Genomic DNA, 26276 nt, shown 5'->3' with positions numbered 1-26276 from the left:
GCTCCGTCAGGGAGATCTGCACGGTCCAGGTTCTTGTGGTGGTCATCTCGGCCTCCGTCCGACGAGCTCTCCTCGGATGAGTTCTTCCTGGTTGTCACGTGCCCGCGTGCTTCCCGGTGACACGGGGGGCGGGAAGGCGCGGGGCGCCGCGCCGGTTGGCCCAGAGAAGAAACCGGTCCCGGGAGGGGCCGGTTTGAATGCGAGGACGGGAGGCGAGCGGATGACGACTGAGGCACGAGGGCGGGTTCGGCTCGAACAGGGCCGCAAGCGGGTGCGGGCGTATCTGGGCGGCCAGCTGGTCGCGGACACGGCGCGCCCGGCGCTGGTCTGGGAAAATCCCCACCATCCTGTGTACTACCTGCCGAGAGCGGACGTCGGCGCGACCCTGGCGCCTACCGGGCGGGTGGAGCACTCGCCGAGTCGGGGGGAGGCGGTCTACTACGACGTCGTCGTGGCGGGGACGACCGCCCCCGAGGCGGCCTGGTCCTACCCGCAGTCACCGCTGGAGGGGCTGCGCGACCTGGTCCGCTTCGACTGGAACGCGATGGACGGGTGGTTCGAGGAGGACGAGCCGGTCTACGTCCATCCGCGCAGCCCGTACACCCGGGTGGACGCTCTCGCCAGCTCCCGGCACGTGCGGGTCGAGGTTGACGGGGTGACCGTCGCGGACTCGCGCAGACCCGTCATCCTGTTCGAGACGGGCCTGCCGCCCCGCTACTATTTTTCCCTCACCGACGCCCGGCAGGACCTGCTCCGCCCCTCGGACACCCGGACCAGCTGCCCCTACAAGGGGCACGCCGAGTACTACTCGGTCGAGATCGACGGGAAGATGTACCCCGATCTCGTCTGGACCTACCGGACCCCGTTCCCGGAGAGCGCCCGGATCGCCGGGCTGGTCTGCTTCTACGAAGAGCGCGTCGACCTCTTCCTGGACGGGGAGAAGACGGTGACTCCCTGAGCTCCCGCCGGGAACGCACAGATCCGTCGCGGATCTGTGACGAATCCGTCACGAATCCGCGACGAATCCGTGAGATCCGTCGGCTGGCGGATCTGCGGACGGGTCAGCTGGTCGGCACCGACCAGCGCAGCTGGGTGCCGCCGTCGGGGCCCGGGCCGAGTTCGAAGGTCCCGCCGAGGTCCTGCGCCCGGGCCCGCATGTTCGCCAGCCCGCTGCGGCGGGTGGTGGAGCCGATGCCGACCCCGTCGTCCAGCACGTCGACGGTGACGGCGCCGCTCGCGGCGGTCACGGTCACCTCGACACTGCCCGCCTTGGCATGCCGGGCGGCGTTGGACAGCGCCTCACGCACGACCGCGATCAGATGGTCGCCGAGGGTGGGACCGATCATCGTGTCCACCGGTCCGTCCAGCCGGACCCGCGGGGTGAAGCCGAACGCGCCGGTCATGTCGTCGATGACGCCCAGGATCTGCGCCCGCAGGCCGCTGCCCGTGGCCGGTGCCGCCCGGCCCCGCAGCTCGAAGATGGTGTGGCGGATCTCCCGTACCGTCTCGTCGAGATCCTCCACGTAGGTGTTCATCCGCTCCGCCCGGGTGGGCCGCTCCTCGCTGGCCGCGAGGCCCTGCAGGCCCATCGCCACCGCGAACAGGCGTTGCATCACGTGGTCGTGCAGGTCGCGGGCGATCCGGTCGCGGTCCTCCAGCAGGGACAGCCGGCCGCGTGCGGCTCGGGAGCGGGCGAGTTCCAGCGCGAGCGCGACGTGCGCGGCGAACGCGGCCGCCAGCTCCAGGTCCGCGTCCGTGAACAGGTCACCGCCACGGCGCCGGGCGAGGATCAGCGCCCCGGACGTGACATGTGACGTGATCAGCGAAACGATCATCGTTGGCCCGATGTCGAGGTCGTGGACCTCGGATTCGGCCAGTTCGCGGACGTCGGCGACGACCAGCGGCGCATGGTCGCGTACCGCGTGGCCGGCCAGCGAGCTCTCTATCGGTACCCGCCGGCCCCGCAGCAGGTCCGCGTCCTGCCCGGCGGCGACGTCGAAGGACAGCTCGGTCGCCGTCTCCGACCCGAGAGCCAGCGCCGTCGTGTCCGCGCGGGCGACGTCGCGGGCCCGCTGGACGATCAGTTCCAGCGGGTCGTCGCCGTCGGCGAGCAGATGCCGGGTGATGTCGGCGGACGCCTGCGACCACTGCTGGCGATGTTGGGCCTCCCCGAACAGCCGGGCATTGTCGATCGCCACACCGGCGTTCGCGGCCAGCGCGAGCGCCAGCTCCTCGTCCTCCGCGGTGAACACCCGACCGCCGCGTTTCTCGGTGAGGTAGAGATTGCCGAAGACCTCGTTGCGGACCCGGATCGGCACCCCGAGGAAGGCCCGCATCGGTGGATGGCCCGGGGGGAAACCGACCGCCTGGCGGTGGTCGGCGATGTCGTCGAGGCGCACCGGCTGCGGTTCCGCGATGAGCAGGCCCAGCACGCCGTCTCCCCGGGGCAGCCGCCCTATCGTCTCGACGAGTCCCGGGTCCATCCCGACGTGCACGAACTGTTCGAGCCGACCGTCACGGGAGATTACCCCGAGCGCGCCGTAGCGGGCGTCGACCAGCTCGCACGCGGACTCGACGATGCGCCGTAGCACCACGTCGAGACTGAGGTCGGCGGTGATCATCCGGTTGGCTCGCAGCAGGCCGTGCAGCCGGCTCTGAGTGGCCAGAACGTCCTGGGCCCGGTCCACCAGTTGGGCGAGAAGCTCGTCGAGCTCGAGCCGAGCGACCGCGGGAAAGATCAGCTCTCCCGGCGGTCCCGGCGGTCCTGGCGGCGGTGCGGTGCCGGCCAGATCGGAGGTCCCTTCGTCCGCGGAGGCGAGGTCCCGTTCGGACTCCATGTTCTCAAGACGATAACCGACCGGGCCTGGGCCGGCATGAGCCGCGGGATGAGGTGATGACCATTCTTCGCCGGCCGCGCACCGGTACGCCACCATGCGGGTATGGATATCGTCAGCGAGGCGGAGTTCGGTCGCCGCGTCGAGACCCATCTCGCCGCAGGCTCCGGTGCGGGCGGTGGAGCCGGTCCTGGGGTAGCCGATCCTGGGGTAGCCGGTCCTGGCCGATGGCGGTCGGCCACGCCGCGGGTCGTGGCGGCGGGGAACTTCGCTACCCCGCTCGTCGCGCTGCGTGTGATCGACGCGGTGGTGAGTGAATACCGCCTCTTCATGATCAACGCTCAGGGCGGCGTGCCGGAGCGCGACGGCGTGACGCCGGAGACCGCGTTCGTCGGCCCGGCGATGCGCAACGTGCCCGGCCTCGACTACCTGCCCAACCGGCTCAGCCTCGTACCCCGCCTGCTCGCGACCACCCACCGGCCCGACGTCGTCGTGTTGCACACCAGCGTGCCCGACGGAGGGAAGGTCTCGCTCGGCACCGAAGTCAACATCCTGCCGGCCGCGGTCGAGGCGGCCCGCGCGCACGGGGGACTAGTGGTCGCCCAGCTCAACCCGTCGATGCCCTACACCTTCGGCGACGGTGAACTGAGCATCGACGACGTCGACCTCGCCGTGGAGGTGGAGCAGCCGCTCGCCAGCCCCGCGGTCACGCTCGTCGACGACGTCCGCGGGCAGATCGGCGAGCGGGTCGCCGCGCTCGTCGAGGACGGGGCGACCCTGCAGCTCGGCATCGGCGGTGTCCCGAACGCCACGCTGTCGGCCCTCGTCGACCGGCGGGATCTGCGCGTGTGGACCGAGACCTTTTCCGATGGCATGCTCGCGCTCGAAGCCTCCGGCGCGCTGGCCGCCGGGACACCGCTGCGGACCTCGTTCCTGTTCGGGTCGGCCGAGCTCTACTCGTGGGCGCACCGCAATCCGCGGTTGCTGCTGGTACGCACCGAGATCGTGAACGACCCGGGGGTCATCGCCCGGCAGCCGCGGATGACCTCGATCAACACCGCGCTGCAGGTGGACCTGTATGCGCAGGCGAACGCGTCCTGGATCCGCAACCGCATCTACTCCGGCTTCGGTGGGCAGTCCGACTTCGTCGTCGGCGCGCTGCACGCGGCCGACGGCAAGGCGATCATCGCCCTGCCGAGCCGGCATGCCCGGTCGGGGGATTCCTGTGTGCTGCCGCGGCTTACCAGCCCGGTCACCAGTTTCCAGCACAGTTACGTCGTCTCCGAGAACGGGACCGCGGCCGTGTGGGGGCGTGGTCAGCACGAACAGACCGCCCGACTCATCGACCACGTCGCCCACCCCGACGCCCGAGCCGGCCTGACGGAGGCGGCCGGGTCGCTGGGACTGCTCGCCGGCCGCGCATCGTCGACCGTCTGATCCGGGACCGTCTGATTCGATGACCGTCTGATTCGGTAAGCTGACCAGAAAGCCGAGGAACGCACGACAAGTCACTGGCGGTCCGCTGCCAGGAGCGGCTTTGCGTCAAAAAGCGCGAGAGTGACCCGGGCATTAAAGGCGCGAACACGGCATCCATGGCGGCCATGGCTGCCGTCGTCAAACAGCATGGCTGGAATAAGCCGCCCCCAACGGTCAGTTCTGTCGTTCCTGTGGCGAGAATCGGCCGAGCCCGGCACCAAGACGCGACACGCAAGTTTTTCAATCGCCGGTGATGCCCAGGCCGGCCGCTAGCCTCGCCATAGTGGAAAGGGAGGGATGGGTCCACAGTCCGCGGGCAACGGGGTCGTTCATCTTCGGGAGAAAAATGTGGGACAGACACGCGACGGGACTATCTCGTTGGCTACGGCTGCGAATACTCTCACGTCGGCGCCTGACGCCGACTCAACCGAATCTCCCGACATTGGCGACGCAGGACGGGTTCTGATCGTAGTTCAGAACCTGCCGATTCTGATCGACCATCGGACGTGGCAGGAATGCCAGGCGCTTCGCAACCAGGGCTACCAGGTCGCCGTAATATGCCCACGGGGCCCGGGGCAGCGGCGTCACCAGATCGTCGACGGTGTCAGCATCTGGACCTATCGCGGCGCACCCCGGACCCAGGGTGTACTCAGTTACGTTTTCGAGTTCGGCTACTGCTGGGTGCGAACCGCTGTCCTGTCCGTCGCCGTGGCCCGCCGGCACGGATTCGACGTGATCCAGGCGTGTAACCCGCCGGACACGTACTGGGCGCTCGCGCTGTTCTACAAGCCGTTCGGCAAGAAGTTCGTCTTCGACCATCATGATCTCTGTCCGGAACTCTATCGCTCACGGTTCGGCAAGGACGGGGGGCTGTTGCTCCGCGCGCTGCTGCTGCTTGAACGGATGAACCAGCTGGTCGCCGACCACGTGATCGTGACCAACGAATCGTACCGGCGGCTGGCCCTGACTAGGGGGCGGCTGCCATCGGAACGGGTGACCGTCGTCCGAAACGGACCGGACCCCGAACTGATGAAGCCTGCCGCGGAGCGTCCCGAGTTGCGGCGCGGCCGGCAGCACCTTGCCTGTTATCTGGGCATAATGGGCCCGCAGGACGGTGTCGACCGACTCCTCGATGCCATACATCACTATGTCCACGTTCTCGGGCGCACCGACTGCGCCTTCGCCTTGCTGGGATTTGGTGACTGTCTGGACGATCTGCGGAAACAGTCGAGCCGGCTCGGTCTCGACGACTGGGTCGAGTTCACCGGGCGGGCCGACGACCAGATGATCCGGGACTATCTGTCCACCGCTACGGTCGGATTGTCGCCGGACCCGCGGAGCCCGCTGAACGAGGTGTCCACCATGTCCAAGACGCTCGAATACATGGCCTATGCGCTGCCGGTGGTGGCCTATGACCTGACCGAGACCCGGGTGAGCGCCGAGGACGCCGCCGTCTACGTACCCTCCGACACGGTGGCGGACTTCGCCCGGACCCTCGCCGAACTGCTGACGGACCCGGACCGACGCCGGACCCTTGGCGCCCGGGGCCGGGAGCGCATTGTGAACGAATTGTCCTGGCGGTATTCGGAGCCCAGCTACGTTGGGGTCCACGACCGGCTACGTGGTCGCCAGGCCAGCTACCCCAGTATCCCGGTCCCTCGCCAGGGCGGCTTGACCCGCGTGGGCGGCTCGGCAGCGCCGGTTCACACGGCCGGGTCCCGGGAACGAGCGGAACGATGAAGGTCGGTATTCTTGCCGGCGGTCTGGGAAGCCGGTTGGCGGAGGAGACGGTCATCAAACCAAAACCGATGATCGAGATCGGGAATCGGCCGATCATCTGGCACATCATGAAGTACTACGCCCACTTCCAGTTCGCCGATTTTACGATCGCACTGGGGTATAAAGGAGAATATATAAAACGCTGGCTGGTGGACTACGCGGCGCTGACCAGTGATCTCACGGTGTCGCTCCGGAATGGTGATGTGGAACGGCACGGGGGTACCTCGGAGGATTGGCGGGTAAATTTGGTCGACACCGGTCAGAATACCGCCACCGGCGGTCGTATCAGGCGACTCGCGCCCTGGCTCGGTGGCACGGGGACGTTCATGTTGACTTGGGGGGACGGCGTAGCGGACATCGATCTCAACACGTTGCTCGACTTCCACCGCTCGCATGGCAGGATCGCCACGCTGACCGCCGTGCGGCCACCCGCCCGGTTCGGGCACCTCGAGCTGGCCGGGGACCAGATCGTGGAGTTCTCGGAGAAACCACAGGCCGGTGAGGGCTGGATCAACGGTGCCTTCTTCGTCCTAGAACCGCAGGTCTTCGACTACATTGCCGGCGACGACACCCAGTTCGAGAAGGAGCCCCTTGAGCGGCTCGCCAAGGACGGTCAGCTCATGGCATATCGGCATGGCGGCTTCTGGCAGTGTATGGACACGGTACGCGACCGCAAACTCCTGCAGTCGCTGTGGGATGGCGACTGTGCGCCCTGGAAGGTATGGGACTGAGCTCGATGCGTATTCTGGTCACCGGACACGACGGATATATAGGAACCCGTCTCGTCCCGCTCTTCCGGGCCGCCGGGCACGATGTGGTGGGTCTGGACAGCGGACTGTTCTCTGGGTGTACCCTCGGACTCGATCCGGACTTCGTGCCGGCGTTGAAACTTGATATTCGGGACGTCCGGCCGTCCCATCTGGAGGGTTACGACGCGGTGGTCCATCTGGCGGGCATATCCAATGATCCGCTGGGTGATCTGAACCCAGCCGTGACCTATGACATCAACGCCCGGGGGACGTTGCTGGTCGGGCGCGCCGCCAAGGCCGCGGGCGTACCGCGTTTCGTCTTCTCGTCCTCGTGCAGCCTCTATGGCGCGCACGGAGACGCGCCCATCGACGAGTCGGCCGAGTTTCATCCGGTGACCCCCTACGGCGAGTCAAAAGTGATCGCCGAACGGGAGCTCGCCGAGCTTGCCGACGACGATTTCAGCCCGGTCTTCCTGCGCAACGCCACGGCGTACGGCGTCTCACCCCGACTGCGTGGTGACCTCGTGGTGAACAATCTCACCGGCTACGCGGTGACGACCGGCGAGGTTTACCTCAAGAGCGACGGGACGCCGTGGCGGCCGCTGGTACACATCGAGGACATCGCCCGGGCGATGCTCGCCGTGTGCGAGGCGCCCCGCGAGAAGATCCACCTCAAGGCCTACAACGTCGGCCGGTCGGCGGAGAACTATCGGATACGCGACGTGGCCGCGATCGTCGAGGAGGTCGTGCCGGGCGGCCGGGTGGTCTTCGCGGACACGGCCGGGCCGGACAAGCGGAACTACCGGGTGGACTGCGACCGTATCGCCGAGGAGATACCGGGATTCCGGCCGGTGTGGACCGTCCGCAAGGGGGTCGAGGAGCTCTACTTGGCCTACGTCGCCGCCTGGCTGACCAAGGAGGACCTGATCGGCTCCCGCTTCCAGCGGATCCGGCGCATCCAGCAACTCATGGCGGACGGTCTGCTCGACGCCACCCTGCGGTCGGCCGCACCGATGCGGGTGCTATGAGCGTGCTCGGCTGCCACTCCCGCGGCTCGACGTACCTGCCGTACCCGCGGTACCTGCCGTACCCGCGGCGGGGCGGCCGGTTCATCCTTCCGGTTCCGACACCGAGGGTCGTACCATGACTGACCAGTCCACCGCCTGCCCCGCCTGCGGCGGTTCCCGTCTCACCTCCTTCTATACAAAGGACGACGTCCCGTCGCACAGTTGTCTGCTGCTGGCCGGCGAGGACGAGGCCCGGGCGTTCCCGAGGGGTAACCTGCGGATCGCCTTCTGCGAGGGCTGCGGCTTCATCATGAACACGGCCTTCGATCCGGCCAAGAATCAGTATTCCGCCCGTTATGAGGAGACGCAGGCATTCTCCACCCGCTTTCAGGAGTTCGCGCGGGACCTTGCCAAGCGATGGACCGACAAGTACGACCTGTACGGGAAGACGGTCCTGGAGATCGGGTGCGGCAAGGGTGAGTTTCTCGTCCACATGGTCGAGCAGGGTGCCGGCGCCGGCATCGGGATCGACCCGGGTGTCCGGCCCGAGCGCATCACCAGCCCGGTTGCCGGCCGGCTGACCTGGATCACGGACCTCTACTCCGAGCGGTATGCGCACCTGACCGCCGACGCCGTCGTGTGCCGGCACACCCTGGAGCACATCGCGCCGGTCGGCGACTTCATGCGAATGATCCGGGCCGCGATCGGTGACCGGACCGATATCCCGGTCCTCTTTGAGCTGCCGGACGTCCTGCGGGTGCTGCAGGAGGCGGCGTTCTGGGATGTGTACTACGAGCACTGCTCCTATTTCAGCGCCGGTTCGCTGGCGAGGTTGTTCCGAGCTACCGGGTTCGAGGTGCTCGACGTCTCCCTCGACTATGACGACCAGTACCTGCTGATCGAGGCGCGGCCGTCCACCGTTCCGGCGGCCGGTGACCCGCTGCCGATCGAGGACGACCTGGCCACCCTGCGCGTCGGGGTACGGCACTTCCAGCGTGAGGTGGCCACGACGCTGAACCGGTGGAGCGAGATGCTGCGGCACGGGCAGCAGCGCGGCGAAAAGGCGGCGATCTGGGGTTCGGGCTCCAAAGGTGTGTCGTTTCTGGCGACCCTCGGCCCGGCCGCCGGCCTGGTCCGCTACGCCGTCGACATCAACCCGCACAAACACGGCATGTTCATGGCGGGCAGCGGCCACCGCATCGTCCCGTCCGAGTGGCTGCGGGAAGACAGGCCGGACCTTCTGATCATCATGAATCCGATCTATCGTGACGAGATCGCGGGGGAGTTGACCCGGCTGGGTGTCGACACCGAGCTGAGGGCCGTCTGAGTGAGCAATGTCTGTCTGGTGAACAACGTCTGTCCGGTGACCAATGTCTGTCCGGCGTGCCAGGGCACCGCGCTCGAAGACCTGGTACGTGTTGAGCGTTCGCCGGTGATGACCGGCGTGCTGTGGCCGTCGCGGGAGGCCGCTATGGCCGCGCAGCGCCGTGCTCTGGAGCTGTCGCTGTGTGCCGAGTGCGGCACCGTGGTCAATGTCGCGTTCGAGGCCGGGCTCGTCGAGTACGGCGGCGAGTATGACAACTCGCTGCACTTCTCGCCCGCCTTCCGGGCGTACGCCGAGGCGTTGGCGGACCGTCTGATCGTCCGGCACAACCTGGTGGGGCGGGAGATTGTCGAGATCGGGTCGGGCAAGGGGGACTTCCTGCGCCTGTTGTGCGCCCGGGGACTGTGTGCCGGAACCGGGTACGACCCGACCTACATCGGCCCCGAACGTGCCGACGACGCCGCGGTGACCTTTGTGGTCGACCTGTACGGTCCGCGCTATTCCCATCTCCCGGCAGATCTTGTCGTCTGCCGGCACGTCCTTGAGCACGTGTCCGATCCACTGGGCTTCCTGACCGATATCCGCAATGCGCTGGGCGGCCGGGACGCATCGCTGTATCTCGAGGTGCCCAACGGCGGCTTCGTCCTCGGCGAGGCGGGGGTGTGGGACTTCATCTACCCGCACGTGTCGTACTTCTCGCCGGCCGGACTCCGGCGGGTGGTGAGCGCGGCCGGGTTCACCGTCACCGACGCCGGGACGTCCTACGGTGACCAGTTCCTCTGGATCGAGGCCAGGACGGCGCCGCCGGCCCGTCCGCCCGGTCGGATCGGACCGGCCGCCGGCGAGGACGTGGTGGCGACGGACCGGTTCGTGGTCCAGGCCAGAAAGTTCGGTGACGTCTACCGGGAGGTTGTCGGGCGCTGGTCCGCGCATCTCGCCGACCTGGCGACGGCCGCCGATTCCGCTTGGGACGCGCCGCGTGCGCTGGTCTGGGGGGCGGGGTCCAAGGGGGTGGCATTCCTCAACGTGTTGGACGCCGGTTCCGCCGTGCGGGGAGTCGTCGACCTCAACCCGCGGAAGAGGGGCTTGTTCGTGCCCGGCACCGGGCATCCGGTGTTGGCACCCGAGGACCTGTCGGTGGAGCGGGTGGGGCGCGTTTTTCTCCCGAATCCGCTGTATCTGGACGAGGTGCGCGGCCGGTTGGCGGAACTGGGTGTGCCCGCGGAGGTCGTGCCACTTAGTAGTTGACAAGCTCGTCAGCAGAGGTCCGGCTCCGGCCGGACGGAGGGACGATGGAGAATGGCCATACCTGTCGACAGCGGCACCCAGGGTGAGGCCCGACGCAAGGGGCATGATCGCCAGGCGGGGCCTGGTGTCCCGTCACCCCGCCCGCCCGCCCGGCCGCTCGTGACGGTGGGACTACCCGTCTTCAACGGGGAGAACTTCCTGGCCCGGGCGCTGGAGTCGATCGTCGTGCAGGACTACCCGAACCTTCAGATCGTCGTCGCCGACAACGGCAGTACCGACCGAACCGAGCAGATCTGCCGGGAATTCGTCCGCCGGGATCCGCGGATCGAGTACCACCGGAGTCCGGTGAACCGCGGCGCGGCCTGGAACTACAACCGGATCGTCCACCTCGCCGAGGGAACCTACTTCAAGTGGGCCGCCCACGACGACCTCTGCGCCCCCGCGTTCGTCAGCCGGTGCGTCGCGGCCCTGACCGCCGCGTCGCCCACTGCCGTCCTGGCCTACCCCAAAACGGCGCTCATCGACCTGAACGATACGGTGACCGGTGGCTTCGAGGATGGGATGAACCTGTGTGAGCCGACGCCGCACGAGCGTCTGCGACACTTCCTGTCGACCCGCACCGAATACCATCCGGTATTCGGTGTCATACGGGCAGAAGCGATCCTGAAGACGGATCTCATCGGAAAATACGTCGGTTCCGACGTGGTTCTCCTGGCGCAACTCGCCCTGGGTGGACAGTTTGTCGAGGTGCCCGAACGCCTGTTTCTCAGGCGTTTCCACGAGAACACTTCGATGAATGCCAACCCGGGTGCTGAGGAACGCGCTCTGTGGTTTGACCCGCACCGGCAGGCACCGTCGCTGCCGATGGTGGAGAAGACCGTCCGGATGATTCATGTGATCCTGTCCCACGACCGGCTCGATCGGGTCGAGCGGGCTCGCTGCCTGGCGGTTCTGGGGCGGCAGTGGGCATTGCCCCATGCTCGGCACATGGGCGGCGAGGTACGCATGACATTCGGGACCCGAATCGGGACCCGACTCGCCGCGAAGTCCCCATCCCACCGGTCCGGGTAGCGCGACGACACGCGGGTCGGCCTGCATATCGGCGCGGCGCAGGGCGACTACATTGAATCGATCCAGGCTGATGATGGGATCGGTTCAGGCGTATGAATCCTTGGAGCCCCGAATGACAGAACCTTCTGGTCATGGTGCGGACCAGGCCTCGCCGTCGGCGTCGTCGGCTTACCGGGGGAGTCCGACATGGACATCGTGACGATCTCCAGAACGGCGTTCCGCCGATGGTATGTCATGCTTCCGATCCTGCTCGCCACGGCGGCCGCAATCGGGATCACGATGTCTGTCGCCAAGCCTGTCTACCAGTCGAAGGCCATGGTCCTCGTGGTCGGCCCGTCGGTGGAGCAGAAGCTCGCCACATCCTCCTCCGGTTCCGGGTTTATCCTGCAGCCCGTCAACCCGCTCTCCTACTTTGGCGATTCACTCAAGTTGCTGGCTCTCACGGAGTCGAAGATCATGGACTCTCGGCAGGTGCGGGAGGAGATCCGTTCGGCTGGATTCCATGGTGACTACGAGATCTCGGTGCAACCGGAGACGGTATTCCTCGATGTAACGGCCACGGCCGCCGATCCCACCGAGGCCACTCGCACCCTGGATCAGGTGGTACGTGTGATCACCGCGAAGTCGAACGATCTGCAGTCTGCTGTGCCGCCGGACCAGCGTTACCGGATAGCGCCGCTGTCCGAGCCGCCGCTGACGAGCGTGCAGCCCGCCCGTAGCCTCAAGCTGCTTGGCACCGTCGCGTTCCTCGGCGTGGCAGCGGCGCTGGGGCTGGCGCTTGCCGTCGACGCCGAGGCCGGGCGCCGGGCCCGGTCACGGGGAGGGGCGGAGCATTACGGTCCCGCCCGGGCGGGCGCCAGCCGTGGCCGTGGCCGGGGTCGGCGCGGACGGCACGCACTCCCCGAAGATCCCATGGCGGGCACTCGACGGGTCGCCTGGCGGTTCGAGGCGAACCGGTGAGAGGTGAACCGGTGACCAGCGGGCTGGTGGCCGGATGACCGCCGGCTCTCTCACCGGCCGGGCGGCGCCGGGGGCCGGGCCGTTCGGTGCCGGCCAGGCACCTGGCGCCGCCGGGTCGGTGCTCGCTGCGGTCGCGTTCGGATCCGCCGCCGTAGCGGCGGCGATGGTGCTCGGGCCGGTCGGGCCGGCCGTGGTGCTGGCCGTCCCGGCCGTGGCGGTGCCCCTGCTGGCGAGTCGGCGGGACGCGGTGACGCTGCTGACGTTGATGGTCTTCGTTCTCTTCGCCGTGCCGGCGACCTACCGGCTCCCGCCGTTGGGGAAGCTGACCGTGCCCGTCGGCCTTTGCTGTCTTGCCGGCTGGCTGGTTCACCAGGCCGCACGACGCGCCCGGTTCGACCCGGTGTTCCAGCCGGTGCGGGCCGCGACGCTGGTACTCGTATGGGTTCTCACGCTCAGTTTCGCGATGATGTTCACCCGCGTGGTGGAAGCGACAGAGGTCAGCTCCGCTCATCGCAGTCTCGTGACGGTCGTGGCGCAGGCCGGGGTGACGCTGTTGGCCGCCGATGCGATCCGGTGCCGGACCCGGCTGGACAGCCTGCTGCGCCGGGTGGTGCTGGGCGCCACCTTCATGGCCACCATCGGCGGGATCGAGTTTCTGACCGGTCGTAACTACAGCGCCGTCCTGGTCCCCCCGGGAATGTCGCTCAGACCGGACGTCGATCGCGTCGACGTCCGGTCTGGCTTCGAGCGGGTCGCAGCGACGGCCGTGCATCCGATCGAGTTCGGGGTTGTCCTGGCCGTGGTGTTGCCGTTGGCCCTGTACTACGCCGTCGCCGCCCGCGGGTGGGCGCGGGTCGGTGCCTGGGCCCAGGTCGCCGTCATCGGGGCCGTCCTGCCGATGAGCGTCTCGCGAAGCACCGCCGTGAGCGCCGCCGTGGCGATCCTGACCCTGACGGCGGTCTGGCCGGTCCGCCGCCGCCTCAACGGCCTGCTGGCGCTGGCCGGGTCCGTCCTCGTCCTGCACACGCTGTTTCCCGGTCTGCTCGAGGCGACCGTCTCGCTGTTCCTGCGGGCCGGCGCGGACCCCAGCGTGACCGGCCGCACCGAGGACTACGCCCAGGCTTGGAAGTTGTTCACGCAAAGGCTGCTCCTCGGCCGTGGACTGGGCACATTCACCCCCCACCAGTACTTCTACCTTGACAATCAGCTACTCGGCTCGGTGCTGGAGACCGGAGTCGTCGGGACAATCGTGCTGCTGGTCTGGGTCGCCGTCGGTCTCTTGGTGGCCCGTGGGGCGCGGCGTCGGGCCCGGGAACAGCATGACCGGGAACTCGGCCAGGCGTTGATGGCCTCGATCCTGGCCGGGGTCGTCAGCTTCCTCACCTTCGACGCCCTGAGCTTCGCGATGCTTGCCGGCCTGCTGTTCCTGCTCATCGGCTGCGCCGGAGCACTCTGGCGGATGACCCCCGCACCGGCGGTCCTGGCCTCCGGGTGGCAGCGGTGAGCCAGCCACCGGCCGTGACCCGGTCGTCCGTGACCCGGCCGGCCGCCCTGTTGGGGGCGGGGGAGACCGTGGCGGAGCCGTCGCCGTCCCGTCGGGCGCCGCGCGGTTCGATGGCCAGCGGAGCCCGGTGGATGTCGGTGAACCAGGTTGTCGTGCAGGTCACCCGCCTGCTGGTCCAGGTCGTCCTGGCTCACCTGCTCGAACCGCGGGCGTTCGGTCTCATGACGATGGCGCTGGTCATCGTGATGTTCCTCGAAATTCTGCGGGGTTTCGGGACCGGCATGGCGGTTGTCCAACGAGACAAGATCAGCGAGCGGCTGCTCAGCAGCGTCTTTTTCCTCAACATCGGGCTTGGTCTGGTCATCTCGGGCCTGCTGGCGTTGCTGGCGCCCGGCCTGGCCAGCCTGTACGGTGACTCGGCGCTGACGCCCGTGCTCCAGGTCCTGGGCCTCGGCCTGCTGCTCGCCAGCCTCGGTGACCTGCAGCAGTGGCTGCTCCGCCGGGAGATGAAGTTCGGTGCCGTCGCCGCGGCGAATATCATCGGGATGGCGGCCAACGTGGCCTGCTCGATCCTGTTCGCCCTGCTGGGCTACCAGGTGTGGTCACTGGTCATCGGCTATCTGGTCGGATTCGGGGTCACCACCCTCGTCGCGTGGCTGCAGTCGCCGTGGCGTCCCAGGGCGTCGTTCAGCCCCGCCGAGGTCAGGTCCGTGCTGCGTTTCAGCGCCAACCTGAGCGGGTTCAGCGTCTTCAACTTCTTTCTGCTGCACGGCGACAAGGTGATTGTCGGGCATTTCCTCGGAGCCCAGCAGTTGGGCTACTATGGCCTGGCGCAGCGGGTGCTCATGTATCCGGTGAGCACTGTTTCCACGGCGTTCCAGGAAGTCATGTTCGCCGGTCTGTCCCGGCTCCAGGACGATCACGCCGCGATCCGCCGGGTCTATTTCCGGTCATGCGCGCTCGCCGCTCTGGTCTGTTTTCCGGTCATGGCCGGACTCACTGTCGTCGCGCGCGACGTCGTCCTGGTCGTGCTCGGCGCGCGCTGGGAACGGCTGGTGCCGCTCATCTGGCTGCTCGCCCCGATCGGCGGCATCCAGTCGGTGAGTTTCAGCGTCGGGGTCCTCTACAACGTGAAGGGAAGAACTGACCTGCTGCTGCGCTGGGGAATCTTCTCCGGCCTGCTGATGCTCGGCAGCTACTTCGCCGGCCTGCCGTGGGGAATCAACGGGGTCGCGGCGGCGTACGCCATCGTGATCGTCCTCCTGCTACCGCCCGGCTTCGCGATTCCCTTCAGACTGGTGGACGCGAAGCCGCGCGAGTTGGTCACCGCGGTCTGGCCGCACGTCGTGGCGACCGCGGGGACCGTCGCCGTGATGGCCGCTGTCCAGTGGCTCACCCACGGGTTCCGGCTTGCCCGCCCAGTGTGCCTGTTGGCGAGCGTGCTGGCCGGTGCCGCGACCTACATCATGATCACGTGGAGACAACGCCCACCCGCGTTGGCGGACCTACTGCAGTATGCCCGGCGCGCGAGCGCCGGCTCGGGGCAGCCTGCTCCGGCGTCGTCGCGCAGAGACGACGCGCTGGGCCCGACGGCTCACGGGTGAACCCGATGGCTCAACGGTGAAGGAGTCCACTCTTATGGAAGATGCCCCCACGGCGGGCCAGCGGGACGTGGTGCTGGCCCTGCCGATCGAGACGCTCCAGGACATGGCGATCAGGGCGTACATGCGTCCTCCCGATCGTCTACTGCTCACCCTGCTGCGATCGCCCAGGGTCCGGCGCGTGGTCGTGGCCGAGCCGTTTCGGAGCCACCTCGGTACGGTGCTGCGGGGCGGCCGGACCACCGTCCTGCCACCGTCCGGTGGCGTTGAGGGGCATCTGGTGTCGCCGCAGCGGTGGCGCCGCAAGGACCCGGTGACGCTGCCGTCGCTGCGGGCGGCCTATCGGCGGTATGACAGGAGGCTCGGCCGGGCCGCGGGCCGGGCCGGCTGCAAACGACCCGTCGTGATCACTATGTATCCGCCGCTGGCGGGCTTCGCCGACATGTCCTGGGCCGGCTTGGTCATGTACTACGCCCGGGACGACTGGGCGACCCACCCATCGCTACGGCGGTGGCATCCGGCCTTCCGGCATGCCTACGAGGAGATCCGGCGCCGGCGGCTGCCGGTCATCGCGGTGTCCAGGCCGCTGCTGGAACGCCTCCATCCGACCGGTGCCGGGCCGACCGGTGCCGGGCTGGTCGTGCACAACGGTGTCGACCCGGCCGAGTGGCTGCGCCCGCCGTCCCCGCCGGACTGGCTCCGGCGCCTCCCTCGGCCGTGGTGCGTGTACGCGGGCACCGTCGACACCCGCCTCGATCTGGACATGATTCGCCGCCTGGCGTCGGCCGGCACCGTGATTCTGGCCGGCCCCATCCCGGACGAGGCCTCCGTCCGGTCGCTGCGGATGCTGCGGTCGGTGCGGTTGCCCGGACATCTGCCCCGGCCGGCCGTGACCGGTCTGATCGCCGCGGCCGACGTGTGCCTGCTCACCCACCGGAGCACTCCGTTGACCGAGGCTATGGACCCCATCAAGATCTACGAATATCTGGCAGCCGGGCGTCCCGTCCTCGCCACGGACCTTGCCCCGGTTCGGGGCATCGGGCGGCGGGTCCGACTGCTGCGTCCGGGGGACGATCCGGTGGCGGCGATGAACGAGATCCTGACCTGGCCGGCCGTCACGGAGGCTGACCGGCTGGATTTCGTCGCGGACAACAGCTGGTCCGCTCGGCACGTCGCCTTCCTGGACTTCGTCCTCGGCCCGGCCGCGCCCGCCGAGCCCCGTCTCCTGGCAGTGCAGGCGTAGACCGGCTGGAGTTCCCCGCTCGGGTCTCCAGACCCACGAAAAGGGCCGGTACGGCGCGGCCCCCGGCTCGGTGGGATAGCTCTGGAAGGATTCGATGGCTCGCGCTGATTTGACCAATCGACACCGGTATGTCCTGATTGGATCCGTGGCGGTGCTCGTGGCGCTGGTGGCGGGCGGTGGGCTGCTGGTCGCCCTTCGCTCGAGAGACGGGCCCGCGCGGACGGCGGGCACACCGGCCCCCGCCACTGTCCCGGCCACTGTCCCGGCCGGGGTTTCACCGGATGGCGGTGCCGCGACCCGGGATGGCGGTGCCGCGACCCGCGGCCTACCAGGGGGCGACCCGGCCGCGGCCCGAGGATGCGACCGCAAGCCGGACGCCTCGAACACCGGCCCCGCGCCCGGATCCCGGTTCCAGCCGATGCCCGCCGGGAAACTGGCCACTCCCGGACAGGTACTGGAGAACAAGGAGTTCTCCGGACTCATCGACATCTATGCCGACAACGTGACGATAAGAAACTCGATCGTCCACGATGGCATCCGCGTGCGCGGAAGTAATGTGCTGATCGATCACGTGGCGACAAGTGGGATCGCAATCAGAGGTGGCGCAGGTCACGTCATCCAGTACAGTAATCTTTCCGGTGGCGACGACGGCTTCCACATCTCGTCCACGCTCGGACCGGTTTCCGGCGTCACCATCCGTCATAACTACGTCCATGACCGAGGGCCACCGAAAGGGGCCCATACCGACGGCATCCAGGTCCGCGGGGTCCGGGACCTGAGTGTGGTGTGTAACAACCTCGACCTCTCCCCGTACGACAAGACCCAGACAGCCGTCGTCTTTCTGGAGTGGGCGAACGGAGGTAACCGTGATGTGGTTATCGACCACAATTGGTTGAACGCCGGCGGAACGACGCTTGTGGTCGCTGCCAGGAACCTCCGCGTGACGGACAACCGTTTCGGCCGCGGCTTCCGCTGGAGTGTCTGCCGGCTGGGCAACGACGATGCCGGTAAGACCACTTTCTTCAGTGCCGGGAACGTCTGGGCGGACACCGGCCGGCCGGTGGTCCTGTGTGGCCGGACCCGATGAGTGGCCGGACCCGAGGCAAGGTCAGAGACACGATGGCGATGGCGATGGCGATGGCGATGGCGATGGTGCTGGGCTGCCCCCGCGGCTGCTGCCGTCGCGCTCCCACGTGCCGAGGTCCCCGCGGCGAACCTTCCGGCGGGCGAGCATCTTCGCCACGGTGGAGACCGCGAGATACGCCGGCGCCGCGCCGAGCAGGCGGGGCTCGGCGCGGACCACCCTGAGCCAGTCCACGGACCCGCCGGCGAGGCCACGACCACCCTTCGTGGGACCGCCCGCGGGCGCCAGCCCGAGGGCGCGCAGTTGGGCGTTGCCGGCGAAAACCCGGCTTTTCTGTCGAACGAGGTCGCGTGCGGTCCGGGCCGGATGTACGACGAAACAGGTGCCGTCGACCGTGCATCGCTCATCCGGTGCGAACCGGTGATAGAGAAAGAAGTCATCTGCGATTGCGTCCGGGAAACGATCGAAACAGGCCCGGCCCTGCTCACTCACTCCAATGACCCCACCGATTCGGCCGTTGCGCACATAGGGCAGCCGCAGCCAGATGCGGTAGTAGTCGCGTACTACGCGGCTCGTGCCGGCAAGATGGATTGTCAGGCGCGGTGATGCGGCCAGTGCCGGGCCGGTCCGCAGCACGTCGGCCACCCGCAGCAGGTCGGCGCCGGACACCTCCAGGTCGGCGTCCACATAGAATCGCGGGAAGGCGGTGACCTCGGCGTCGCCAAGGTTCAGCGCGGCCGCCTTGCCGGCCTTCGCGGTCTCCACGCAGCGGACACCTCGGTCGCGGGCCCGACGGGCGGTCTCGTCGGAGCAGCCGTTGGCGACCACGACGATCTCCAGGTCCTCGGGGGCGGCGCCGTCGGCGAGCCGGTCAAGGCAGCGGCCGATCACGGCCGCCTCGTTATAGGCCGGAATGACGACGCTTGCGCGCGCATGCTTATGGTGCGCCGGGGCTGCGGGGGTTTTTCCGCTCGCCGGGTCGGCGCGATCCGACTGTTGCATGACAAAATCCACTGTCTGATCACCCCAGGCCGGCGCCGGCCCGCGCGACGCAGTCGTATTCAGGTAGGCGGGCGGCACACACGGTAGACCATCGTGGCCGGACCGGGTGCGTGCGTGGGGACCCGACGACACTTCCCGTGGTGACGCCCGGCGCTGGCGACTGGCTGGCCGATGTCGCCGGTCGACGGCCCGGCTCGCTGGAGATCGCCCGCTGCGCCCTGCGAAGGGCCAGTCGGATATTTACGCTTTCCACCGCCCAGATTCCGCCGCTCCGAACGCAGCTTGGCATTCCTGAAAGCCGTTTCTCGTACGTTCCGTTCGGGGGCGACTCCACATTTTTCCGGCCATCTGGAAACCCTCCGAAGAAAGGGCCCGTGGTGAGTGTCGGAAATGATCGGCACCGCGACTTCGAAACGTTGGTCCGCGGCCTGTCCCAGGGGCGGAGCAGGCTGGCGGAGATGAGGCTGGCGGAGCTGAGACTCGAGCTGGTGACAGCCCGAAACGTGGCCGTGCCACCGTGGCTCGGCCGGCGTCGGAACCGTCTTACTCTTCCCGAGGTGAGCGACCTGTACAGGACCGCATCGATGGTGGTCGTCTGCCTCCGGCCCAATCTTCACGTGAGCGGCGTCACCGTCGTGTTGGAGGCGATGGCCAGTGGTCGTCCCGTCGTGGTGACCGATACCCCCGGCATCCGGGACTACGTCGATCACGGCCGTACCGGTATTCTCGTTCCGCCCTACGACACCGATGCGCTCGCTGAAGCGGTCGTGCAGCTGGTGCTCGACCCGGACCGGGCGGCCGCGCTCGGTGCGGCCGCCCACCTGGACGTCGAGCACCGCCTGAACACGGAAGCCCAGGCCCGCCGGTTCGCGACTTTGTTGAGAGACCTCTAGCCCGGCCCGGGAAACGGAGAATCCGTGGTCAGGAGAAATACCGACAGATGGGGGTTCGGGGCTGGCCGGGGTCCTCGGGCACCGACGATTTCCTCGGTCGTGGTCAGGTACCGGCATGTTTGAATGACGGTGTGGTTTCCGCTGCGTCGTCACCGCCGGCCGGTGAGCGGCGGTCATCCGGCCCCCCGCCGGAGGCGGGCCGGGCTGCGCGCCACCGGTGGGGACGAGCGGGGCGACGCCGGCTCATCGTGATGCTGTTCGCGGTGGTCCTGGCAGGTTTCACCGCGCTTACCCTTCGGCTGTTCGTATTCCCGGCCGCCGACGTGCCCGTCCAGGCGGACGCCATCGTCATGTTGGCGGGTCCGGGGGACAGAACCGGCAAGGCGATCGAACTGGCCCGTACCGGTTACGCTCCCGTCCTCGTGATGTCTACCCCCGGGATGCGGTGGTGCTCCGCCCACGAGGCACCGAAGGTGGAGGTGATCTGCTTTTCTCCGCACCCGGTGACCACTCGGGGCGAGGCGCGGGCAACCGCTGAGCTCGCCGCCCGACATGGCTGGACCAGGATCCTCTTCGTCACCGGCCGCGCGCAGGACACCCGCGCCCGTGTCCGCATCAGCCGCTGCTTCCACGGTGATCTGCGGGTCACTGTGGTCGGCCCGCGTCGCCTCCGGGAATGGCCTTATGCGATCGCCTACGAATGGGGCGCCCTCGCAAAGGCACTGATCTGGCAGCGGAGCTGCTGACCCCGAGGAGCCGACCGGGGACCGGGTGGGAATGCTGGCCCGCGTTGCGAGGACCCGGAATGCGCCAGAAACGCCACCGGCCCGCGGTCGGATAACCAACCGAACGACAACCCGTCGTCTAGGGTGAGGCAGGAACTGGCGGCCGGGGCCAGTTGGCACGATCAGCGTTACGGCCGACGGCCGGACCACCACTGCCGACACAGATTACCTGGGTCTGGAGAGGGAAATGGGCGTCGACGTCTCGATCCTGATCGTCTCCTACAACACCGGCGCCATGACGGCGGCATGCCTGGAGTCCTGTGTAGCCGCGTCCGACGGTCTAGCGACCGAGATGATCGTCCTGGACAACGCCTCCACGGACGACTCTGTCTCGATCATCCGTGGTCGGTTTCCCGCGGTGAACCTGATCGAGCAGAGGACGAACCTCGGCTTCGGCCGGGCGGTCAACCTCGCGGCCTCCCACGCGAAGGGGGAGTACCTGCTCCTCCTCAACCCCGACACGGTGGTGCTCCCCGGCGCGGTCGCGAACCTGCTGGACTTCGCGCGGGCCAACCCGAGGCACGGCATCTACGGCGGTCGCACCCTCGGTCCGGACCGGACCATCGACCCCAGGTCGTGCTGGGCTGTCCCGACCGTCTGGAGCCATGTGTGCTTCGGCCTCGGACTGTCCACCGCCTTCCGGCGTTCGGCCCTGTTCGATCCCGAATCAATGGGACCGTGGCCTCGCGACACGGTTCGGGCCGTGGGGGTGGTGACGGGCTGCCTGTTGCTCATCCCACGCGCGCTGTTCGAGCAGCTCGGTGGCTTCGACCCCCGTTTCTTCATGTACGGCGAGGACGTCGACCTGTCGATCCGGGCCCGCCGAGCCGGCCTGGATCCCGTGATCACACCCGGCGCGGTCGTGGTTCACCATGGCGGTGCGTCCTCCGCCGGATGGGCGGACAAGCACGTGCTGGTGATGACGGGCAAGGTGACACTGGCGCGGACCCGTTGGACCGGGTGGCGCCGGACGGTGTGTCTGGCGATGCTGCTCCTCGGGGTGGCGCTGCGGGCGGCCCTCGCCACGGTAACCGGCCGGCCGGCCGGCGCCGGGAGCGGCGGCTGGCGCGTCGTCTGGACTCGGCGGGCCGACTGGCGGGCCGGCTATCCGCCCCTTCCGCCAGCCTAGAATGCGCCGGACCGCCGCAGAACGGCGCGAACAGTCCGGGCGATGATGGCGAGGTCGAGCATGATCGACCAGTTCTCGACATAGTAGAGGTCGAGCCGCACCCCGTCCCGCCAGGGCAGTTCTGAACGCCCATTTACCTGCCACAGTCCGGTCAGGCCGGGCTTGACCTTGAATCGACGGTGGACGGAGTCGTGATATTGAGCGACCTCTGCCGGCAGCGGCGGCCGCGGCCCCACCAGCGACATCTCGCCGCGGAGGACGTTGACGAGTTGCGGCAGCTCGTCGATCGACAGGTGCCGTAGCGTCCGTCCGACCCGAGTGACGCGGGGGTCGTCGCGAATCTTGAAAAGTGGCCCGTCAGCCTCGTTGCGCTCCTCCAGGGCTGCCCGGCGCCGTTCGGCGTCCACGTACATCGTCCGGAACTTGAGGATCTGGAACGCGCGGCCGTCCTTACCCACCCGGGTCTGGCGAAACCACGCCGGTCCGGTGCTGTCGACCCGGATGGTCAACGCGACGAGAAGCAGCAGCGGAGACAGGGTAACGAGGGCCATGGCGGCAAGGATTCGGTCGAAGATGTCTTTGGCGACCTTTCGCCAACCGGTATAGACCGGGCTCTCCACGTGTAGCAGGGGGAGACCTGCGATCGGCCGCAGGGACACCCGCGGTCCGGCGATTCCGGCCATACTCGACGCGATGACGAGATCGACACCGGTCCCCTCGAGGTCCCAGGCGATCCGCTTGGCGGCTTCGATGTTGACCGCCGCGGATGAGGCGACCACCACCGTGTCGGCCATGGCGCGGGCGACGGCGGACCGCAGCGCCGGCAGGGCACCGAGGACGGGAAAGGGAAAATAATCGGCCGAGTAGTCGTCCTGCCGGGGTAGGCATGCGCCGACGATCTCGAATCCGGCCGCGGGTTCATATCGGAACTCGCTGACGAGTTCGGCCACCGTGCTACGGTCACCGACGACGACAACCCGGTGGCGGGCACGGCCGGCCCGCCGAGCCGCCACCAGCCGCCGGCGGGCGAGCATCCGACCGGTAATCAGCAGCAGCAGCCCCAGCGGCAGGACCACCAGACAGAACCCGCGAGCGACTTCTGCGCGCAGGACGTAGGAGAGGATCGCCGTCGTGCCCCACAGTCGGAACGTCGCGACGCTGATCCGCCGGTATTCCTCGGTTCCGATGCCCAGATATTTCGTCTGATAGGTATCGGCGGCGCCGAGCATGGCGAGCCAGCCCAGTCCGATACCTATCGCGACGGAGAGATATGACGCCCCGTGGACGGTTGGGTTCGAATTCATACCGAACCGGAGGACATAGGAACAGGTAAGCGCGACCGTGATTGCCGTGGCATCGATGATGAAGATTCTGGCGGTCAGCCGGACCTTCCACTCCGGCGGCCCGGCTGCCGGCGGCTCTGGTTGCCGTTGTTGCGGAATAGCCGGGATGGTTGTGTCCCGGGGCGTGGCCGCCACCGACGAGAGCATCGCGGGGTCCTCGTCCCGCCCTCCGGTTGAGTCAGGCACCTCGGGCCTTCGTCGTGCGGTTTCCCCGGCCTTGGCCATATCGGTTGTTCTCCGCTCCATCGGATGGCAGTGGGTGTTCATAGTTGCTGCTGGGTTGGACCTGGAACGATCCGCTCCCGTAGCCGGCGAAGGTGAGCCAGTCGGTGAGCAGCCCCAGTGACCCGCCGGTCGTGGCGAACGTACGCACCTCAGTGGTCGCGCGTCCAGAACCCCGTCTGGCCACCCCGTCTGGACGCGTATCGCCGCCGCGTCCGTGTCTAGGTGAACGCATCCGCTGGCCATGCCCCGACCGGCCGGGGAAACGGTTGGGCCGCCGGTTGCGTACCGTCCGCCGCCGACGATGAGGAAATATCCCGACCCCCGTCGGCGACACGCCAGCACCGGGCTTCCGGAGCTATCAACATCCATTATTTAGAGTCACGGCGCGTGACGAGCGCGTGGTCGGAAGCTCGGCAGGACGAAATTCCACCGTAGTCCACCGGCCATCCAGGTCTGTCCAGGGGGCGTCCTTGTCTGGTTCGGGTGATTCGTCATCGGTAAGCGTGGTGATTCCGACGCTCAACGAGGCGCGGAATCTGCGGGAAGTATTTGGCCGACTTCCGGTGGACGCCGAAATAATCCTGGTGGATGGGAACTCCACCGATGACACCGTCCGACTGGCCCGCGAGCTACGCCCCGGCGTGGTCGTCGTCCGCCAGACCCGATACGGCAAGGGCAACGCCATGGCCTGCGGCTTTGCCGTGGCATCGGGGGACATTGTTGTCACGCTCGACGCCGACGGCTCGGCCGACCCGGCCGAGATACCCCCCGGATGTCGTCGGCATGCCGACTGATCCACTGCTCGATGTAGTGCCGGTAGACCGGCAGCCCGCGGTCCCATCCGTAGCGGTCGCTGAACGGCCTGACCCGTTTCATGTTCCCCCACGAAACCCGGTGTCCCGGCGCGTTCCGCAACGTCCAGTATGCTATCTGCTGCGCCTTTTGCTGCACCATTCGTGGTGATCGCCGGTAGCAGCGGAGAGCCCATTCCGGTGGGAGTTTCTCTATCTCGACCTCCGTATTCGGCGCCATGAGACCTCCTCGTTGCACCACGTCACCGCCTTCCTTGTTGTCTTCTGTCTCACTGCTTGGCGGCTGCTCGCCGCTCCTGGGCGTAGAGCAATGGTCCGGCGGTGTAGCCGGTGAACTCCCGCAGCAGGGCACCCTTCGGGGCCTGGACCCGCCCGTCGAGCCGCTGGCTCGTCGCATGGCCGATGCGGGCCATCCCACGCAGGCCTCGTGGGATGCGACGTACCACCTCACCCCGGGTCGACCGCTGGAGAAGCAGCTTGGCCAGGAAGGCAGTGAAACCGGAGCCGTAGCTGAACATCTGGGCGAGCAGCGCCGCGTCGTCGGCGCGGTGGTGATGCCAGACGAAGGCGGCTGGTTCGTAGGCGATCGCTCGGCCCGCCCGCAGCCTGCGCACGAAGAGGTCGAGGTCCTCGCCGCCCCGGCTCCTGGTGCCCGGTCCCAACGTCTCGTCGAAGCCGCCGAGGTCCCGCAGGAACGCGGCGTCGAACCCGAAATTCGCGCCGGTGCCGACGAAACCTATGTAGGGGTACAGCGGACCGTGCCGCTCGTTGTCGGCGAGGTCGAAAAGCACCGGCTCGCAGCGGGTGGACCAGTACGACGCCCGGGCGTCGAAGTAGGCTTCGGCCGCGCTCGCGATGCTCGCCGTGCAGACGAGTCCCGTGACGCACGCAACGTCCGGCTGGCGCCGGAAACCCCCCGCGCCAGCGCGAGCCCGCGGTTGCGGGCGCGGGAGAGACCCGGGTGTGGTTCGGGGACATGGCGGAATCGTTCGTCGGTGGCCGCAAACGAGTCGACGACCCGCTTCGTGGCGTCGCTCGACGGTGCATTGTCCACGATGAGGAACTCGACGGCCGGATAGGTGATCTCCGTGAGTCGACGCAGGCAGTTGGCCAGGATCTCACTGCGGTCTCTGGTGGGGACGACGACGGAGACGAGATCCGTGGAATCGAGATCTGTGGATTGAACCTTGTTTGGGCAGGCCTCGGTGGCTGCGGCAGGCCTGGTGCGGGCCTCGAGGCGCTCGAGCGGGCGGAGACCCTCGCTGACCAGGTGATCGTTCATGCGCCCGCCGAACTCCGACCAGACCCTGCCGAGCAGCTCATCGACGTCGATGCCGGTGGCCGTCCTGGCGGCCGCGGCATAGCCGAGCGGCTCACCGTGCAGCAGGACGAGGACCCGCGCACGTCGCTGATGGTCGCGTGGCGGCACGGCCGAGCGCACGACGCCCTCGGCCGACACCTCGAGCTGACAGCAGCAGGTACCCTCGTCGGTCGCGGCCGGACCGGTTGGGGACTCCCGATTCCCGTGCGGGTTCATCCGGCGCTCCTCGCCTCGTGATCTTCTGCCTCGTGATCCCCGGCGCGTCCGCGGATCGTCCGTTGGGCCGGGATAACTCGACGCAATGCCCCACCCAGTTCCCGCTCGAGGTCGGGGCGTCGGTAAACCTGCGGTCTGCGTGCCGTCTCGACGAGCGCATCAACGCGGGTCTGGCGCCCCACCTCGATCCTGGGCAGGGCATAGCGGTCCTGAGCTGTCGGGAAGGCACGCCGAGTCAGCAGCGTGAACGCCGCGTCGTATCCCGCTTTCTTCACCATCATGCGCACGCGCGCGTCATGTTCCCCGTAGGGATAGGCGAACAGGCGTGGCCTCGGCAGCCCGATGGCCGCGAGGTCGCTGCGCGCCGCGGAAAGCTCGTCCCACAGGCCGGCCCTGCTCATCCTCGTCAACTCCCGTGAGTGCGGGAGTGCGCCGCCACTTCCCAGCCTTCCCGGTGAAGGGCGCGCAGCCGGCTCGCGTCGAGGAGCGGTAGCCTGGCGGCGCCGTTCACCGCATCCCACCTGTTCCAACCGCCGATCTCTTTCGTGACCACGAAAACCGTCGCGGGAATACCAAGTTCCCGAAGGACGGGCACGGCATGCTCGAACAGACTCGCATAGGCGTCGTCGAAGGTGAGGACCAGGGACTGATGCCGGGTCTTCGAAGTTAA

The 26276-nt window shown here is 68.0% G+C and carries 23 protein-coding genes and 1 pseudogene; 17 read left to right on the top strand and 7 right to left on the bottom strand.

Translation table 11 applies throughout. The features are described 5' to 3' along the window. Positions 1-220: 220 nt before the first annotated feature. Positions 221-958 carry a DUF427 domain-containing protein gene (locus tag AC08OU_RS05355; protein WP_476598654.1) on the top strand — a complete coding sequence of 246 codons (738 nt, stop codon included), beginning with the start codon at positions 221-223 and terminating at the stop codon, positions 956-958. A 103-nt stretch (positions 959-1061) separates the two neighbouring features. Here the strand turns inward: AC08OU_RS05355 and AC08OU_RS05350 are convergent, their stop codons facing one another. Next, positions 1062-2837 carry a sensor histidine kinase gene (locus tag AC08OU_RS05350; protein ID WP_476598656.1) on the bottom strand — a complete coding sequence of 592 codons (1776 nt, stop codon included), beginning with the start codon at positions 2835-2837 and terminating at the stop codon, positions 1062-1064. A 102-nt stretch (positions 2838-2939) separates the two neighbouring features. Between AC08OU_RS05350 and AC08OU_RS05345 the strand changes: the two genes are divergently transcribed. The 12 genes from AC08OU_RS05345 (at position 2940) to AC08OU_RS05290 (ending at position 17883) form a co-directional block, all read left to right on the top strand. Then, positions 2940-4271, top strand: a complete 1332-nt coding sequence (locus AC08OU_RS05345; RefSeq protein ID WP_476598657.1) for an acetyl-CoA hydrolase/transferase family protein — start codon at positions 2940-2942, stop codon at positions 4269-4271. Positions 4272-4751: 480 nt separating this feature from the next. Beyond that, on the top strand, positions 4752-6050 hold the full coding sequence (locus AC08OU_RS05340; protein WP_476604439.1) for a glycosyltransferase family 4 protein: 1299 nt from the start codon (positions 4752-4754) through the stop codon (positions 6048-6050). Further along, positions 6047-6820 carry a glucose-1-phosphate cytidylyltransferase gene (rfbF, locus tag AC08OU_RS05335; RefSeq protein WP_476598659.1) on the top strand — a complete coding sequence of 258 codons (774 nt, stop codon included), beginning with the start codon at positions 6047-6049 and terminating at the stop codon, positions 6818-6820. Before AC08OU_RS05340 ends, rfbF begins: the two co-directional genes overlap by 4 nt. Before the next feature lie 5 nt (positions 6821-6825). Then, entirely contained in the window at positions 6826-7866 is a 1041-nt protein-coding gene (locus AC08OU_RS05330; protein WP_462186774.1) for an NAD-dependent epimerase/dehydratase family protein, read from the top strand. A 115-nt stretch (positions 7867-7981) separates the two neighbouring features. Further along, the gene (locus AC08OU_RS05325) at positions 7982-9172 is read left to right on the top strand and encodes a class I SAM-dependent methyltransferase (RefSeq protein ID WP_476592207.1); all 1191 of its coding nucleotides are present in this window, start codon (positions 7982-7984) and stop codon (positions 9170-9172) included. Next, positions 9173-10417 (top strand): class I SAM-dependent methyltransferase, encoded by a 1245-nt coding sequence (locus AC08OU_RS05320; RefSeq protein ID WP_476598662.1) that lies wholly within the window; start codon positions 9173-9175, stop codon positions 10415-10417. 51 nt (positions 10418-10468) lie between these two features. Beyond that, complete coding sequence (locus AC08OU_RS05315; protein ID WP_476598663.1) at positions 10469-11488, top strand: glycosyltransferase family 2 protein; 1020 nt, start codon at positions 10469-10471, stop codon at positions 11486-11488. A 186-nt stretch (positions 11489-11674) separates the two neighbouring features. Next, entirely contained in the window at positions 11675-12448 is a 774-nt protein-coding gene (locus AC08OU_RS05310; RefSeq protein WP_462188463.1) for a Wzz/FepE/Etk N-terminal domain-containing protein, read from the top strand. A 34-nt stretch (positions 12449-12482) separates the two neighbouring features. Next, on the top strand, positions 12483-13952 hold the full coding sequence (locus tag AC08OU_RS05305) for an O-antigen ligase family protein (protein WP_476598665.1): 1470 nt from the start codon (positions 12483-12485) through the stop codon (positions 13950-13952). Next, positions 13949-15556 carry a lipopolysaccharide biosynthesis protein gene (locus tag AC08OU_RS05300; RefSeq protein ID WP_476604432.1) on the top strand — a complete coding sequence of 536 codons (1608 nt, stop codon included), beginning with the start codon at positions 13949-13951 and terminating at the stop codon, positions 15554-15556. Before AC08OU_RS05305 ends, AC08OU_RS05300 begins: the two co-directional genes overlap by 4 nt. A gap of 34 nt (positions 15557-15590) precedes the next feature. Beyond that, complete coding sequence (locus AC08OU_RS05295) at positions 15591-16796, top strand: glycosyltransferase (RefSeq protein WP_476598669.1); 1206 nt, start codon at positions 15591-15593, stop codon at positions 16794-16796. Positions 16797-16941: 145 nt separating this feature from the next. Further along, the gene (locus AC08OU_RS05290) at positions 16942-17883 is read left to right on the top strand and encodes a right-handed parallel beta-helix repeat-containing protein (RefSeq protein ID WP_476598671.1); all 942 of its coding nucleotides are present in this window, start codon (positions 16942-16944) and stop codon (positions 17881-17883) included. A 21-nt stretch (positions 17884-17904) separates the two neighbouring features. Here AC08OU_RS05290 and AC08OU_RS05285 read toward each other — a convergent pair whose 3' ends face one another. Then, entirely contained in the window at positions 17905-18882 is a 978-nt protein-coding gene (locus AC08OU_RS05285; RefSeq protein WP_476598673.1) for a glycosyltransferase family 2 protein, read from the bottom strand. A 458-nt stretch (positions 18883-19340) separates the two neighbouring features. On the opposite strand from AC08OU_RS05285, the gene AC08OU_RS05280 reads away from it, so the two are divergent. The 3 genes from AC08OU_RS05280 (at position 19341) to AC08OU_RS05270 (ending at position 21689) form a co-directional block, all read left to right on the top strand. Continuing rightward, positions 19341-19775 (top strand): glycosyltransferase, encoded by a 435-nt coding sequence (locus AC08OU_RS05280; protein ID WP_476604438.1) that lies wholly within the window; start codon positions 19341-19343, stop codon positions 19773-19775. Positions 19776-19906: 131 nt separating this feature from the next. Continuing rightward, positions 19907-20521 (top strand): YdcF family protein, encoded by a 615-nt coding sequence (locus tag AC08OU_RS05275; protein WP_476604431.1) that lies wholly within the window; start codon positions 19907-19909, stop codon positions 20519-20521. Between the two features lie 226 nt (positions 20522-20747). Then, a complete protein-coding gene (locus AC08OU_RS05270) occupies positions 20748-21689 on the top strand; it encodes a glycosyltransferase family 2 protein (RefSeq protein ID WP_462202490.1) in 942 nt (313 codons plus the stop codon). Here AC08OU_RS05270 and AC08OU_RS05265 read toward each other — a convergent pair. Further along, positions 21686-23218, bottom strand: coding sequence for a sugar transferase (locus AC08OU_RS05265; RefSeq protein ID WP_476598676.1), 1533 nt, complete (start codon positions 23216-23218; stop codon positions 21686-21688). The genes AC08OU_RS05270 and AC08OU_RS05265 overlap by 4 nt on opposite strands. Before the next feature lie 509 nt (positions 23219-23727). Between AC08OU_RS05265 and AC08OU_RS05260 the strand changes: the two are divergent. After that, positions 23728-24021 (top strand): annotated as a pseudogene (locus AC08OU_RS05260) (glycosyltransferase family 2 protein); the annotation flags it as partial. A 317-nt stretch (positions 24022-24338) separates the two neighbouring features. Here AC08OU_RS05260 and AC08OU_RS05255 read toward each other — a convergent pair. From AC08OU_RS05255 to AC08OU_RS05240, 4 genes are all read right to left on the bottom strand, one after another. Then, positions 24339-24860 carry a glycosyltransferase family 2 protein gene (locus tag AC08OU_RS05255; protein ID WP_462186943.1) on the bottom strand — a complete coding sequence of 174 codons (522 nt, stop codon included), beginning with the start codon at positions 24858-24860 and terminating at the stop codon, positions 24339-24341. Beyond that, positions 24806-25351, bottom strand: a complete 546-nt coding sequence (locus tag AC08OU_RS05250) for a glycosyltransferase family 2 protein (protein ID WP_476604437.1) — start codon at positions 25349-25351, stop codon at positions 24806-24808. Before AC08OU_RS05250 ends, AC08OU_RS05255 begins: the two co-directional genes overlap by 55 nt. Positions 25352-25602: 251 nt before the next feature. After that, positions 25603-26007 carry a polysaccharide deacetylase family protein gene (locus AC08OU_RS05245; protein WP_476598678.1) on the bottom strand — a complete coding sequence of 135 codons (405 nt, stop codon included), beginning with the start codon at positions 26005-26007 and terminating at the stop codon, positions 25603-25605. 5 nt (positions 26008-26012) lie between these two features. Beyond that, positions 26013-26276 (bottom strand): polysaccharide deacetylase family protein (locus AC08OU_RS05240; RefSeq protein ID WP_476604430.1); only part of this gene is annotated, 264 nt, incomplete at its 5' end.

The organism is Frankia sp. CcMO1 (assembly GCF_977945845.1).
The sequence above is the reverse complement of the archived record's forward strand: the minus strand, read 5'-3'. Positions and strand labels throughout refer to the sequence as shown.